This is a genomic window from Halomonas sp. SH5A2 (assembly GCF_014263395.1).
In the GTDB taxonomy this organism is placed as follows: Bacteria; Pseudomonadota; Gammaproteobacteria; order Pseudomonadales; family Halomonadaceae; genus Vreelandella.
Genome location: NZ_CP058321.1, coordinates 2,090,178 through 2,104,267, shown reverse-complemented (window position 1 = coordinate 2,104,267; position 14,090 = coordinate 2,090,178). Strand labels below are relative to the sequence as shown.

Sequence of the window (14,090 nt, the reverse complement as noted above, 5' to 3'; positions counted from 1 at the left end):
AGGCCTCTGGGTTAGGGGTTTTTGTCGTAAGGCTAAGCAGAGTGTGCCGCTGCTTTGACTGATCGGTCAATGCCTGCCTTGCGGGGGTACACCACGATAAGTTCCGTGCGCTGGCGACGAAGCGCGATTTTACACAGGCCTAAATACGTACCCAAGAAACAAAAATGCCCAGGCAAGCCTGGGCATTGGAGAGCATTTTGCCAGCGGGGGTTAATCGTTAACCGCGGCAATTGCCTTCGCCAGGTAGGGCAGGTTTTCCTGGGAGAAACCGGCCACGTTGGCGCGACCCGAGCGCACCATATAGATACCAAACTCGTCGCGCAGTCGGTCGACCTGTTCCGGCGTGAGGCCGGTGTAGGAGAACATGCCACGCTGCTCGGCAACACAGGCATACTTCTCATCCAGCCCGTAGGGCTTCAGGGCTTCGACGAAATCGCGACGCAGGGTGTTGATGCGGTCGCGCATTTCGGTCAGCTCCTCGCGCCACATGGCGGAAAGTTCAGCGTCATGAAGAATCTCGCTGACAATGGCGCCGCCGTGTGCGGGCGGGTTCGAGTAGTTTTCCCGCGCGACAATAGCGACCTGCGAGCGGATGTTTTCCATCTGCTCGGCGTCTTTCGCCACCATGATCAAGCAGCCGGTCCGCTCGCAGTAAATGCCGAAGTTTTTCGAGCACGAGCTGGTGATGATCACTTCATCCAGCTGCTCGGCAAACAGCCGAACACCGTAGGCATCTTCGTCCAGGCCTTCCCCGAATCCTTGATAGGCAAAGTCGATGAGCGGCAGTAGCTGGCGCTCTTTAACGACCTCGAGCACTTGCTGCCACTGGGACTGGGAAAGGTCGAACCCGGTAGGGTTATGGCAGCAGGCGTGAAGTACGACCACATCGCCTTCAGGGATCTTCTTCAACGCCCCCAGCATGCCGTCAAAGTCGAGACGGTTGTCTGGATCGACATAGGGGTACTTGTGCAACTCAATGCCTGCGGCGGTAAAGATGCCATGGTGGTTGGGCCAGGTGGGGTCGCTGACCCAAATGCCCCTGTCGGGTAGTTGAGCGGCAATAAAATCAGCCGCTAAACGCAGTGCCCCAGTGCCCCCGGGTGATTGGGTGGCACTGGCACGATTGGCTTCGAGCACTGGCGAGCTGGCACCCAGTACCATTGGCAGCACGACGCCTCCGTAGGCGGGCGCGCCGTGGGAACCAATATAGGTTTTGGTGGTTTCATTTTTGAGCAGGCGAGTTTCGGCTTCTTTGACCGCACGCATTACCGGCGTATTGCCGTGCGCATCGCGGTAAACGCCAACGCCTAAGTCGACTTTCTGAGGATTGGTGTCTTTTTTGAAAGCTTCGATTAGCCCAAGAATGGCGTCTCCGGGGACTCGCTCAATATGCTCAAACATTTATTCGGCTACCTCGTCGGTTCTAGCGGCAAGAATGAAATCATTTTGGTGCAGGCCGTCAATCGCATGGCTCCACCAGGTGACCGTGGTTTTCCCATACTCGGTGGTGATCACAGGGTGGTGGCCTGCCTGTTCGGCCAGTTCGCCCACGCGCTGTGTGAACGCCAGCGCGTTGGCGAAATCACCAAACGTAAAGCTACGTGACAGCTTCATAATGCCATCGTGATCGACAATTCGCCACTCGGGGAGGGTCTTTAGCTGGCTTTCGCATTCGCTGCGAGTCATGGGCAGTGCATCGCCGCTGCAGGGTTCACACTGTTGTTGGGCCAGTGACGTCATTTGGCTACCTCCTTGATAAGGATGTTGAATGCTTGCCCTATCAGGATAGAAGGCAGACGCAGTCACGACCAACATCTTTGGCACTATAAAGCGCCTGATCCGCCCGCTCAATTAGGCTCGCTATGGGTTCGCCACAGCGATACTCGGCGACGCCGATACTGAGAGTAACCTTGCCGACGCCCATGCCGAAATCATGTTCCGCAATTTGATGGCGTAACCGGTCTGCCAACTGATGGCACTGTTTGACCGGGGTAAGCGGCAAGAGGGCCATGAACTCTTCACCTCCCAGGCGGGCAATCATGTCCTCGCTGCGCAGCAGCGATTGGGCCAGGGTTGCCAGTCGTTTCAGGACTTCATCACCGTGGAGATGCCCCCAACGGTCGTTGATATGTTTAAAGTGGTCGATGTCGAGCATCATGATGGATAGCGGGGTGCCGTGCCGGGAGCTTAGCGATGCCAGGTTGGTCAAGTGAACCATTAGCTTGCGCCGATTAGGCAGGCCGGTAAGTGGGTCGGTGTCGCACAGCTTGCGTAGCCGCTGTTCTTCGCTGACCTGGTCGCTGATATCCATCATGATGCCATGCCAGCGAACGCCATTTGGCATGGGTTCGGGGGTGGCGCTGACGCCTATCCACTTTGCTTTATGTCCGGGTGGCGCAAGGCGGAACCGAGTGGCTAGCGGCAGCATCCGTTGGGCAGAGCGTTCAATGGCTGACATCAGTTTCGGATAATCTGCGCTGGTTAACTGCTCGAGCGCCGTGTTGGCATCCTGTGCCAGCTGGTCGCGATCAATCGGCACTGACGTCACCCCCGCGCCTTCCATGAACGGAATGGAGATATGGCCGTCTTGGTGCCGGAAGAGCTGAAAGACGACGCCAGGAATCTGCCTGATAAGTTGCTCGGCGCTGAGCGATAAGGGGATATCATTCACGGACATGCGTGAATCTCCGAAGCTGTATCATTGGAAAGCGGTGCCATCAAAAACAATCAGCTAGGATAGCCTTAAAAACGTAATTAGAATGTAAGCAATTTCCTACAATTTGATACATTTACATATTTTTTTGCTATATCTAAAAAATCATTAAGACTAAAAAGGTATATAATACGTTGGTTTAACGTTGCCGATGGCATATGTGATCAAAAAGCATTACGTTTGTGCATATAAAATATTCTTTTTATTCCGATGAGGTGTGTTTTGTCGCACAGCACGTCTATACAAGATGACGCTTGCATGCAGGGACGCGTCAGCCTGGTGGGGGCTGGGCCAGGGGATCCTGAGTTACTGACGCTCAAGGCGTTTAAGCGCTTACAGCATGCCGATGTGGTGCTGCACGACCGCCTGGTAAGCGATGAAATCCTGGCGCTACTGCCGTCAACGGTTCAGCAGTTTTATGTTGGCAAGGCACGCTCGTCGCACAGCGTTCCGCAAGAGGGTATCAATCAGGCCCTGGTGGACTGGGCCCGGGCAGGAAATCGCGTGGTTCGACTCAAGGGGGGCGACCCGTTTATTTTTGGCCGTGGAGGGGAAGAGCTTGAAACCTTGATAGCCGCTGGCGTCCCTGTGGAGGTGATCCCCGGTATTACGGCGGCTTCGGGCTGTGCGGCCTATGCAGGTATTCCGCTGACCCACCGCGACCATGCGCAATCGGTGCGCTTTGTCACCGGCCATCTCAAGAACGGTGAATGTGACCTCGACTGGCAGACATTGGCGCGCCCGGGACAGACACTGGTGTTTTATATGGGCCTGGGCAGTGTGGATGTGATCTGCCAGGCACTGATCGCCCACGGCATGGCCGGAGATACGCCGCTGGCGCTGATTGAGCAGGGCACGACACAGCAGCAACAAACCCATATTGGCAGCTTGCACGCCTTGCCTGATGCTTTCTATACCGGCCAGATAAAGCCTCCGACCCTGTTGATCGTCGGTCATGTGGTGTCATTGAACGCACAGCTGGCATGGTTCGACGTGGATCAGACCGATGCCAAGGGATTTCGCCAAGGTAAGCATCCAACGCCGCCTGCTGATTCTGGCGGCTAGCGTTAAACTATCAACGCTAGTGTCTTATCGACAGAGTGGCTAGATACTCTAAGCTGTGTATGCTGGTAGCTAGCAGGCTGATAGTTATCACTGTCTGCTGCCCAATGCGCAGCCAACACCGGTACGCGTAACGCGCAGCGAATACCAAAGGGAGAGGCGACATGTCAGACGAGCAGCAAACCGATCAAAAGCCAACCAATAGCAAGCCGGATATGAAGACACTGTTCCGCGATAATCGCGTGAAGGCGATTGCGGGTATCGCCGCCATCGCGGTGATCTGGGCGATCATGGCGCAGTCAAACGTCGGCACCAGCCGGGACCGTGTCGCGGCGCTGGAAGAGCAGGTGTCAAACGTTGAGGAAGAAAACACATCGCTAACCCAGCAGCTCAACGAAGTTGACGATGCCGAAGCCGATCTATCGGCGTTGCAGGAGGAAATGAGCGCCCTTGAAGCCCAGCAGTCTGAGGAACAGCAGGCGCTGGAAGACCTCCAGCAGCAAGTGAGTGATACGCGTTCTGAGCTTGAGTCACTGCAAGAAGAGCGCGACTCGCTGCAAAGCAATGTTGACGAGATGAACCAGCAGGTAAGCGACGCGGAGAGCGAGCTGGCAACACTGCGCGAAGAGCGTGATCAGGTTCAGCAGGCCAGCGAAGAAGCTGATCAGGCGCGTCAAGAAGCTGAAGAAGCCCGTCAGAGTGCTGAAGATGCGCGCCAAGAGGCAGAAAATGCCCGTCAGGAAGCGGCCAACGAACGTCAGCAGGCGGTTGCAGAGCGTGACGCCGCAAGAGAAACGCTGGATGAAGTCAATACGCAAATCGAACAGGCCAATGAGCGTCTGACCGGTCTCGAGGAAGAAATCGCCAATGCTGAGTCTGAGCGCGATGAGGTTCAAGAGGCGCGTGACAGCGCGGCCAGCGAGCGCGATGCGCTGCAAGAAGAGGTCGATTCACTGAAAGCGCTGCGTGAAGAAGAGGAAAGCAGCCTGAGCGATGTGCGTACCGAAATGGAAGATGTCATGGTCGCCATCGAAATGGGCCGCGAGGAGCTGGCCAAGATTGAAGATCAGGTGTCTACCCGTGAGGAGCAACTGGAGCGCTTGGAAACACAGCTGAATGATTGGCGTGATGAGCTCTCCACGCTGGATTCACGTACCGATGATGCTGCCAACGATGCCGGTCAAAGCTCTGATCAAGGCGGTAGTGAAGAAGGTGCTAGCCAGAGCGGTGACGACAGCAGTGAAGAGTCATCGTCTGACAGCGAAAGCGGCAATCAGGAAGAGGAAGCCAGCTAGGCACTTTTTAGAAGCGTCGTAGCTTGGATGAGCGGGTGCTGATACGTCAGCACCCGCTTTTTTTGGTGCTGGTTTATGATTTGGCTCGCGAGGAGTATGATTCCCGCACTTATTGATTCAACGCCAGACGAGGAGTCTGTCTAAATGGAAGGCGTAAAACATATCATCGCTGTGGCCTCGGGTAAGGGAGGCGTAGGCAAGTCTACGGTTACCGTTAACCTGGCGCTGGCGTTATCCGCCCAAGGCTACCGCGTGGGCGTCCTGGATGCTGATATCTATGGCCCCAGCCAGGCGCAAATGCTGGGGGTCGCCGAGGGTGTGCGGCCGCAGGCAGCGGGTGAGGATAAATTCCTGCCGCTTGAGGCCCATGGGCTGCAAGCCATGTCGATGGCGTTCATGGTCAATACCCGTGAAGCCATGGTCTGGCGTGGGCCGATGGTGGTGGGCGCCTTCCAGCAGATGCTCAATCAAACCCAGTGGGATAACCTGGATTTTCTGCTTATCGACATGCCGCCAGGCACTGGCGATATTCAGTTGACGCTGGCCCAGAAGGTCGCCGTTTCCGGGGCTGTGATTGTGACCACACCGCAAGACATCGCCCTGCTGGATGCGCGCAAAGGCATCGAGATGTTCCGTAAGGTGAATGTGCCCGTACTGGGTGTGGTTGAAAACATGAGCCTTTACCACTGCGAAAAGTGCGGCCATGAAGCCCCGATATTCGGTGCTGGCGGTGGCGACCGTATTGCCGAGGAATATGACACCGAGGTGTTGGGTCGTTTGCCATTAACCTTGTCGATCCGTGAGCTTACCGATTCAGGGCGGCCAAGCGTTGTATCAGAGCCGGAGGGGTCGGTCAGCCAGACGTTTGCCGCGATTGCCACGCGGGTGGCGCAAAGTGTTGATGGACAGAATAAAGAAAGTCCCACTATTTCCTTTAGCGAGTGAATACGTAACTAATGAGCATCAAGTCCGATAAATGGATCCGGCGCATGGCTGAAAGCGATGCCATGATTGAGCCCTTTGAAGCGGGCCAGGTCCGTTATATTAACGAGAAGCGGGTGATTTCCTACGGTACATCCAGTTATGGCTACGATGTCCGTTGCTCCGATGAATTCAAGGTCTTCACCAATATTCATTCGGCGATCGTGGATCCCAAAGCGTTCGATGCTAATAGCTTTGTCGACATAAAAGGCGACGTCTGCATCATTCCTCCCAATTCGTTTGCCCTGGCCCGGACGGTGGAGTATTTCCGTATTCCGCGCAATGTGTTGACGATATGCCTGGGCAAATCGACCTATGCCCGCTGCGGGATCATCGTTAACGTCACTCCCCTGGAGCCGGAATGGGAAGGCCACGTCACTCTGGAGTTCTCGAACACGACCAATCTGCCGGCCAAAATCTATGCGCACGAGGGCGTCGCACAGATGCTGTTTCTGGAATCTGACGAAGTGTGCGAAACCTCTTACAAGGATCGTGGTGGTAAGTACATGGGCCAGCGCGGCGTGACGTTACCGCGTACTTGAATGATGCCTGTCTGTTACGTAAAAAAACCGAGCGGTGTTGGCCGCTCGGTTTTTTGTGCGTAGGGCTTGCCTAGACGGACGCGTCGAGCTCTTCGGCGGCGTCGGCGTGGGACAGTCGCATACCATGGAGGGGCAAGAGGTGGCCGTCCATCGTGGCGCCGTCACCGCTGTATTGAAGGCGCCCCTGTAAAAACCACTGCACGGCGATGGGCAGAATCAGATGCTCACGGGCCTGGACTTTCTGCTTTAGCGATTCAACGTCATCGTCGTTAGCGACATTGAGTTCGGCCTGTAATACCACCGGCCCGCCATCCAGTTCCTCGGTAACGAAATGAACGCTGCAACCGTGCTGTTTGACCTCGTCCGCCAGCGCGCGAGCGTGGGTGTTGAGACCCTGATAAGCCGGTAACAGCGAGGGATGGATGTTCAGCATCCGGCCCAGAAAACGCTGCACAAAGCGCGGTGTCAGAATGCGCATGAAACCGGCCAGCACGATGACATCGGGCTCATGGCGCTCAATAACCTTGATGAGTGCCCCGTCGTAAGCGTCACGACTATCGTATTCCCGGTGCGGCAGCGCAACGGCATCGATACCCGCGTCACGGGCGCGCTTAAGGCCATAGGCATCGGCCTCGTTGGATATAACGGCCACAATCTCGCCACCCAAACGGTCGTGTGACTGCGCCTCGATAAGCGCTTGCAGGTTGCTGCCACTGCCGGAAATCAACACGACAACGCGGGGTGGCATGGTGGGATCGGGGGTTATGTCTTTCAGGGTGTCGCTGTTGTAGTCGGTGCTGCTCATGCCGGTAAATTCTCCAACACCACGGCATCCTGCTGGCGTGGTTCAATCTGTCCCAGGCGATACACGGTTTCGCCTTGGCCTTCGAGGTGGCGCATTGTCTGGCTGGCCTCAGCCTGAGGGACGACGACGACCATACCGATACCGCAGTTCAGCACGCGGTACATTTCGCTGTCGGTGACATTTCCCTGGGTTTGAAGCCAGTCAAATACCGCTGGTCGTGTCCACGCCTGGGTATCGATGCGTGCTGCGAGGGAGTCGGGGAGTACGCGGGGAATATTCTCAAGCAGCCCGCCACCGGTGATGTGCGAAAGCGCATGAACCGATAGGTCGGTATCGCGTAGCAGGGAAAGCAGGGCCTTGACATAAATGCGCGTCGGCGCCATCAGGGCATCGCCCAGAGCAACACCGTCGATCTGGGTATCCAGCGGTGCGCTGCTGTGCTCGATAATTTTGCGAATCAGCGAGTAGCCGTTTGAGTGCGGCCCGGATGAGGCCAGACCGAGCAAAACGTCGCCTTCCGACACACGGCTGCCATCGAGAATCTCGCTTTTCTCGACGACACCAACACAGAAACCGGCCAGATCGTAGTCGTCACCTTCGTACATGCCGGGCATTTCGGCGGTTTCGCCACCGACAAGGGCACAGCCTGCCTGTTCGCAGCCGGCGCCGATGCCGGTGACCACGTCCGCCGCGATATCGACATTTAATTTACCCGTGGCATAGTAGTCGAGGAACAACAAGGGCTCAGCACCGGCAACGATAAGATCGTTGACGCACATGGCCACCAGATCAATGCCGATGGTGTCGTGTTTGCCGAGTGTCATGGCGAGACGCAGCTTGGTACCCACGCCGTCGGTGCCTGAGACCAGTACCGGCTGTTGGTACCCTTGAGGTAACTCGCAAAGCGCGCCAAATCCGCCAAGCCCGCCCATGACTTCCGGGCGCGTCGTGCGCTTGGCAACGTGCTTGATGCGATCGACCAGCGCATTGCCAGCATCGATGTCAACGCCGGCGTCTTTATAACTGAGTGACGGTCCCGATGAGGCGTGCGAAGAAGAGGTGTCGGTCATGACAGGTCCTATGGAGCAAAGTACGGTGCGATAGTGGCTGGCGTACGCCGCCAGAGCCGGGCAATCATTGAACGGGATTGTAACACCCGGTGGCAAGGCTCGCATCGGCTCGCGTATGACGTTAACAAAAGCAGGCGGTTTTTCTTTATATCCGGCATAGTAGGCTATCGTAACAGTGGCCATTAAAGGAGTTATATGCGCAATTCATGGTGGGGGATCCTGCTATTAATTTTGGTGTTCGGGCTGTTGTATTTACTGGATGCCGTATTAATGCCGTTTATTGCCGGTATTATTCTGGCGTATCTGGCGGACCCGCTGACCAACCACTTCCAGCGCTGGGGAATGAACCGTGCGGTAGCGGTCAGCAGTGTTTTTTGTGTGCTGCTGGTGGTGCTGGTTGTTAGCCTGCTGATTGTCATTCCGCTCGTGATTCAGCAGTTGAAGCAGTTAAGTGACGCCGTGCCGGGGATCTTTGCCTGGGGGGAAAATACCCTGGCGCCGCAGGTGTTCGAATGGACCGGTTACGATCTACGTTCTGAACTGGTCAATGTTCGCGAGACGCTGGTCGAGAATTGGCGCGATGCCGGTGGCTATCTGGCCCAGGCACTCGGTCAGATAGGCCGCTCAGGGATGGCCTTTGTATCGTGGGTCACTTACGTAGCACTCATTCCTGTGGTGACGTTTTATCTGCTGCTGGACTGGGATCGCCTGATTACCAATATTGCCAACCTGATCCCGCGCCAGTGGGCGGATGATGTTGGCCGATTGGTGAGGCGCTGTGATGAAGTGCTGGCGTCGTTCTTGCGTGGACAGCTGCTAGTCATGCTCTGCCTGGGCATTATCTATGCGAGCGGGTTAACCCTGATGGGGTTGGATTTTGGCTTGTTGATCGGGGTGGTTTCCGGCCTGGTGAGTATTGTGCCGTTTCTTGGCTTTATTTTGGGTCTGTGCATTGCGCTGATTGTCGCGCTTTTTCAGTTTGGCACCTGGTGGGGGCTTCTGGGTGTCGTGGCCGTGTTTGCGATTGGTCAGGTGGCGGAGAGCGTTGTCCTACAGCCTAAGCTGTTAGGCGACAAAATAGGCCTGCACCCGGTCGCGGTTATTTTTGCGGTGCTCGCGGGGGGCAATTTATTCGGCCTGACGGGGGTGTTGCTTGCCTTACCCGCAGCGGCCGTCATTATGGTGTTGTTACGTGAGGCCAAGGATCGTTATATGAGCAGTGAGCTGTATAACGCCGATGACAATGATGATAGTCAAGAGGTGCCCGCAATCGGCGATGAGAGGGAGTCTTCATGAGCCAGGTGCCGGCGCAGCTTCCCCTTGGGGTGGGCTTGCGCGATGACGCTACATTTCATAACTATTACGCTGGTGAGGCTAACGCGGCATTGCTTGACCGCCTTCAGCAACAGTGGACGCAGACCGGCGAGGACTTCATTTATCTGTGGGGCCCGCCGGGCTCAGGGCGTAGCCATTTACTGCAGGCTGCCTGTCATGCCGCTTCCGATCGAGATAAGCGGGCCCTTTATCTGCCGCTGGCCGAGTTAGGTCACTTTCCACCATTAATGCTGGAAGATATCGAGCGGCTCGACCTGGTTTGTATAGATGATCTGGAGCAGGTGATAGGTCGGAAGCGCTGGGAAGAGGCGCTTTTTCATGCCTTCAATCGCCTGCGCGATGCTGGCAAGCACCTCGTGATTGCCGCTAATGCGCCGCCTCGCCAATTGAAGGTGGTATTACCTGATCTGGCTTCCCGGCTGACCTGGGGTACGGTGTTCCATCTGCATCCGCTGAATGACGATGATCGTCTGGCGGCGCTAAAGCTACGGGCCCACGCCCGCGGGATGCAATTGCCCGACGATGTTGGCCGCTATATTCTACATCGCGGGCCACGCGAACTTGGCGCGCTTTGCCGAGCGCTTGAAACGCTGGATCAAGCCTCGCTTTCCGCTCAACGTAAATTAACCATCCCGTTTGTGAAATCCGCACTCGGCTGGTAGTACGGGTCTGGTAATAAACTCGGGCAAAAAAAAGCCACCAGCGGTGGGCTGGCGGCTCATCAGTCATTGTCGACTGTCCTGCGCATGACACTCAGTCATGCAAGCGATCAGTCATTCCAATCAGGCAGTTTTACCCATCTTGCTGGCTGCTGTCTGCGCCTGCTTGATGTTGTCTTCGGTAATCTTTTGGCTTTTCTGTACAAAGTCCTGCTGTAGAGAAACGACATTATCCGCATCGCTCTTGAGGCGTTCTGCCACTTCTTTGGCGACTTTTTGCTGATTTTCCATATAGCTGCGTAGTTCTTCAGCGTCTTTGATGCTCATCAGCTTGCGTGCCTGGGCAAGGCTGGTATCGACGTAGGCTTTCTGAGCATCAAGCTGCGCATTGAAAAGCTTTTCTGTCATGTCGACGCTCAGCGCGGCATAAGCGCGTGCTGGGGCCATGAAGAAATTATCGAATTGCTGTGTCCACTCGTTGGTATTGAAAGTACTCATGGTCAAATCTCCTGATTAGCGGTGCTAACGCGTCTAGATAAAGTGGGTAGCAGCGCCAGACGAAGTGTCGTCCTGTGGTGCTTTCCCTTGTGTTATGCGTTGCAGCATAGCAGGCCTTTTTGTGCAGTGCAACATGATTCAGCAACAAGGCTGAAGCCAGACCGCTTGAGTTCTATACTGCGGGCACTAGTCTAGAGTTAAACCCGTTCCACGATTGAACGCTGGTTAACTATCATGCTGGCGTTTACCTGCCGATCTCGACAAGGAGGATTACCATGAAAACGCGCATTGAACGCGACAGTATGGGGGAATTGGACGTTCCTGCTGAGGCGCTGTATGGCGCCCAGACGCAACGCGCGGTGAATAATTTTCCGGTCTCGCACACCCCGATGCCGGTTGCGTTTATCCACGCGATTGCACGCATCAAGCTTGCCGCTGCTCAGACAAACCAAGCGCTGGGTGAGCTCGATTCGGATCGCGCCGACGCGATTAAGCAGGCCGCCCAGGAAGTGATCAATGGCGACCACGACGAGCACTTTCCGGTGGATGTGTTTCAGACCGGCTCGGGCACTTCCAGCAACATGAACGTCAATGAAGTCATCGCCACCTTGGCCAGCCGTCGTGGGGTTGAGGTCCTGCCCAATGATCACGTCAATATGGGGCAGTCGAGTAACGATGTGATTCCGACAGCGATACATGTATCGGCTGCATTGGCGGTCCATGAGTCGCTGCGCCCGGCGCTGGTGCATCTTCGCGATACCGTCGATGCTCGGGCTGACGAGCTTTCGGATGTGGTCAAGACCGGCCGTACGCACCTGATGGATGCCATGCCGCTGCGTATGGATCAGGAACTGGGCGCGTGGTCGAGCCAACTGGGGCAGGCCATTGAGCGGCTGGATAGCTGCCTGACGCGGCTATGTCGGCTGGCACAGGGCGGTACAGCCGTTGGGACAGGGATTAACGCACCGGTCGGGTTTGCCGATCAGGTGGCTACTCAGCTAAGTGAGCAAACAGGGCTGTCTTTTAAGCCCAACGATAGCTTTTTTGCCAGCATCGCCTCCCAAGATGCGGCCGTGGAGCTTTCCGGGCATCTCAAGGGCTTGGCTTGCATTGTCATGAAAATCGCCAATGACCTGCGCTGGATGAATTCCGGGCCGCTTGCCGGGCTGGGCGAAATCGAGCTTCAGGCGCTTCAACCGGGCAGCTCGATCATGCCCGGTAAAGTGAACCCGGTCATTCCGGAATCGGCTGCACAGGCGGCCGCGCAGGTCATTGGTCTGGATACAGCGATAACAGTGGCCGGGCAGAGCGGGAATTTTCAGTTGAACGTCATGCTGCCCCTGGTCGCGTATAACCTGCTGACGGGCATCACGCTGATGACCAATACCACGCGGCTGTTAGCCGACCTTGCCATTGCGACGTTCAAGGTGCGTAAAGACAACATTGAAGCACCGCTCGCTCGCAATCCCATTCTGGTCACGGCACTTAACAGCGCGATTGGCTACAATGCGGCGGCGGCTATTGCCAAAGAAGCTTATCAAACCGGACGGCCGATCATTGATGTCGCCGAAGAGCACACCGACCTTGGGCGTGACCGCCTTGAGCGGTTGCTTGACCCAGAGGCGCTCACCCGAGGCGGCGTGCCCGATAACGACAACGGTTAAGTCTGCTGCTCTTCGCGCTGACCCTGGCGAATGGTCTGGCTCGCTTCGCTTTCTTCCTCCGCGCTTGCCTCGGGTGTTTCATGCTCATCCTTGCGGTTGGGCCGGTAGCACAGCGTGGCAAGCATGGGGAAATGATCAGAGCCAAAGCCTTTCAAGCGATGCATGCTACCAAGGGTGAAGTGCTCACTGACAAAAATATGGTCGAGGGGCCAGCGCAAAATCGGGTAGTGAGCGTGAAATGTGCTGTACATCCCCCGCCCGCGGCGAGGGTCCAGCATGCCGGCAACGCGGCAGAAGCGCCGAGTAGTGCGCGACCAGGCGACGTCGTTAAGGTCGCCGGCGACCAGCGTTGGCTCAGGTGTCTGCTGGATCTTCTTACCCACCCATAGAAGCTCGGCATCACGCCAGAGCGACTTATCGCTTTCACCCGGGGCGGGAGGTCGTGGATGCACGGCAAACAGTCGTATCGCCTCGCCACCCGGCAACCTGACGTGGGTATGGATGGAGGGGATGTCGTCCTGGATAAGCCACTCGACAGAGGTGTTCTCAAGCGGTAGGCGCGAGTAAAGATGCATGCCGTAGAGGTTGTCGAGGGGGATCTTAACGCTATATGGCCACTGTGTGTCTAGCGCCGGGTCCAGTTGGTCCTGCCACCACTGATCAGATTCCAGCGTGAGAATGATGTCGGGCTGGTGTGCGTGGATCTGATCGATGAGGTCAGAAGACTGGCGGTTAGGGGTTAGGACATTGGCGACGAGCAGCGTGATGTCGCGGGCTTCATTGCAAGCGTTGACTGAGCGGACCTGTTTTGGCCAGAGGCGCGTCCAGGGCAGGATATAGCACGCCTGGATGATAATGACGGCTAGGCAAATGACGATCGTGATCATTTGCCATCTGGGCGAGACTGGCATGAAAAGCGCCGCTATAAAGCAGGCAGTGGCAAGGCTGGCAATCTGCAAGCGTGGAAATTCACAGCTACGAATCCACCACCAGCGCAGCCTTATGCGGGCAATCAGTGTTGCCAGTAATAAGACGATCGCGATGCTTCCCAGCAATAGGCCTAGCATGGCCGGTCTCCCGTGTTGTCGTGCGTTCGTCGATGGGTACTGTTCCAGTGTAGCACCCGGTTTGTTTGGGCGGCCCGATAAACGCCTCGTGATGAAGTTACTGCCAGTGCCTGACGATGCTCGGTAAAGCCGATAAATCGCTTGCAATTCAGTACGGGAAACGTAAAATACTCATCCGTTGCTCGGCAGGACCATAGCTCAGTTGGTTAGAGCGCCACGTTGACATCGTGGAGGTCGGCGGTTCAAATCCGCCTGGTCCTACCATTCCGATTGCCGTTAAACGGCTGGCTAGCAACTGTATTTTTCAGGACCATAGCTCAGTTGGTTAGAGCGCCACGTTGACATCGTGGAGGTCGGCGGTTCAAATCCGCCTGGTCCTACCAGATTTTCGATTACGCC

At 56.3% G+C, this 14,090-nt stretch carries 14 protein-coding genes and 2 tRNA genes; 9 read left to right on the top strand and 7 right to left on the bottom strand.

Features of this window, described 5'->3' with window-relative positions:
* Positions 1 to 210 precede the first annotated feature (210 nt).
* Genes HXW73_RS09810 through HXW73_RS09800 form a run of 3 tightly spaced genes read right to left on the bottom strand, consistent with a single transcriptional unit; the run spans position 211 to position 2,677 of the window.
* Positions 211 to 1,401: an amino acid aminotransferase gene (locus HXW73_RS09810; protein WP_186252942.1), complete on the bottom strand. Its 1,191-nt coding sequence runs from the start codon at positions 1,399 to 1,401 to the stop codon at positions 211 to 213.
* Entirely contained in the window at positions 1,402 to 1,740 is a 339-nt protein-coding gene (locus tag HXW73_RS09805) for a 4a-hydroxytetrahydrobiopterin dehydratase (RefSeq protein WP_186252941.1), read from the bottom strand.
* 40 nt (positions 1,741 to 1,780) lie between these two features.
* Positions 1,781 to 2,677: a GGDEF domain-containing protein gene (locus tag HXW73_RS09800; protein ID WP_186252940.1), complete on the bottom strand. Its 897-nt coding sequence runs from the start codon at positions 2,675 to 2,677 to the stop codon at positions 1,781 to 1,783.
* Positions 2,678 to 2,971: 294 nt separating this feature from the next.
* Here HXW73_RS09800 and cobA point away from each other — a divergent pair, with 294 nt between their 5' ends.
* The 4 genes from cobA to dcd all read left to right on the top strand — a co-directional run bounded on the left by cobA (position 2,972) and on the right by dcd (position 6,593).
* Positions 2,972 to 3,778: a uroporphyrinogen-III C-methyltransferase gene (cobA, locus tag HXW73_RS09795; protein WP_186252939.1), complete on the top strand. Its 807-nt coding sequence runs from the start codon at positions 2,972 to 2,974 to the stop codon at positions 3,776 to 3,778.
* 161 nt (positions 3,779 to 3,939) lie between these two features.
* The gene (locus HXW73_RS09790) at positions 3,940 to 5,070 is read left to right on the top strand and encodes a kinesin (RefSeq protein WP_186252938.1); all 1,131 of its coding nucleotides are present in this window, start codon (positions 3,940 to 3,942) and stop codon (positions 5,068 to 5,070) included.
* 144 nt (positions 5,071 to 5,214) lie between these two features.
* Complete coding sequence (apbC, locus tag HXW73_RS09785) at positions 5,215 to 6,015, top strand: iron-sulfur cluster carrier protein ApbC (RefSeq protein ID WP_186252937.1); 801 nt, start codon at positions 5,215 to 5,217, stop codon at positions 6,013 to 6,015.
* Positions 6,016 to 6,026: 11 nt separating this feature from the next.
* Positions 6,027 to 6,593, top strand: coding sequence for a dCTP deaminase (gene dcd, locus HXW73_RS09780; RefSeq protein WP_186252936.1), 567 nt, complete (start codon positions 6,027 to 6,029; stop codon positions 6,591 to 6,593).
* A gap of 70 nt (positions 6,594 to 6,663) precedes the next feature.
* Here the strand turns inward: dcd and purN are convergent, their stop codons facing one another.
* Entirely contained in the window at positions 6,664 to 7,398 is a 735-nt protein-coding gene (gene purN, locus HXW73_RS09775; RefSeq protein WP_186252935.1) for a phosphoribosylglycinamide formyltransferase, read from the bottom strand.
* A complete protein-coding gene (gene purM / locus HXW73_RS09770; protein ID WP_186252934.1) occupies positions 7,395 to 8,468 on the bottom strand; it encodes a phosphoribosylformylglycinamidine cyclo-ligase in 1,074 nt (357 codons plus the stop codon). Before purM ends, purN begins: the two co-directional genes overlap by 4 nt.
* Positions 8,469 to 8,663: 195 nt before the next feature.
* On the opposite strand from purM, the gene HXW73_RS09765 reads away from it, so the two are divergent.
* Both HXW73_RS09765 and hda read left to right on the top strand, forming a co-directional pair.
* Positions 8,664 to 9,764 (top strand): AI-2E family transporter, encoded by a 1,101-nt coding sequence (locus HXW73_RS09765; RefSeq protein ID WP_186252933.1) that lies wholly within the window; start codon positions 8,664 to 8,666, stop codon positions 9,762 to 9,764.
* A complete protein-coding gene (gene hda, locus HXW73_RS09760) occupies positions 9,761 to 10,465 on the top strand; it encodes a DnaA regulatory inactivator Hda (RefSeq protein ID WP_186252932.1) in 705 nt (234 codons plus the stop codon). The genes HXW73_RS09765 and hda overlap by 4 nt, the downstream gene beginning before the upstream one ends.
* Before the next feature lie 120 nt (positions 10,466 to 10,585).
* Here hda and HXW73_RS09755 read toward each other — a convergent pair whose 3' ends face one another.
* Complete coding sequence (locus tag HXW73_RS09755) at positions 10,586 to 10,960, bottom strand: phasin family protein (RefSeq protein ID WP_186252931.1); 375 nt, start codon at positions 10,958 to 10,960, stop codon at positions 10,586 to 10,588.
* Positions 10,961 to 11,235: 275 nt separating this feature from the next.
* Between HXW73_RS09755 and HXW73_RS09750 the strand changes: the two genes are divergently transcribed.
* Positions 11,236 to 12,624, top strand: a complete 1,389-nt coding sequence (locus HXW73_RS09750; protein ID WP_186252930.1) for a class II fumarate hydratase — start codon at positions 11,236 to 11,238, stop codon at positions 12,622 to 12,624.
* On the opposite strand, the gene HXW73_RS09745 is transcribed toward HXW73_RS09750, so the two are convergent.
* Positions 12,621 to 13,691: an endonuclease/exonuclease/phosphatase family protein gene (locus tag HXW73_RS09745; RefSeq protein WP_186252929.1), complete on the bottom strand. Its 1,071-nt coding sequence runs from the start codon at positions 13,689 to 13,691 to the stop codon at positions 12,621 to 12,623. The two genes, HXW73_RS09750 and HXW73_RS09745, sit on opposite strands and share 4 nt — an antisense overlap.
* A 187-nt stretch (positions 13,692 to 13,878) precedes the next feature.
* Here HXW73_RS09745 and HXW73_RS09740 point away from each other — a divergent pair.
* Both HXW73_RS09740 and HXW73_RS09735 read left to right on the top strand, forming a co-directional pair.
* Positions 13,879 to 13,955 (top strand) — tRNA-Val (locus HXW73_RS09740).
* A 42-nt stretch (positions 13,956 to 13,997) separates the two neighbouring features.
* Positions 13,998 to 14,074, top strand: a tRNA-Val gene (locus HXW73_RS09735).
* Positions 14,075 to 14,090 lie beyond the last annotated feature (16 nt).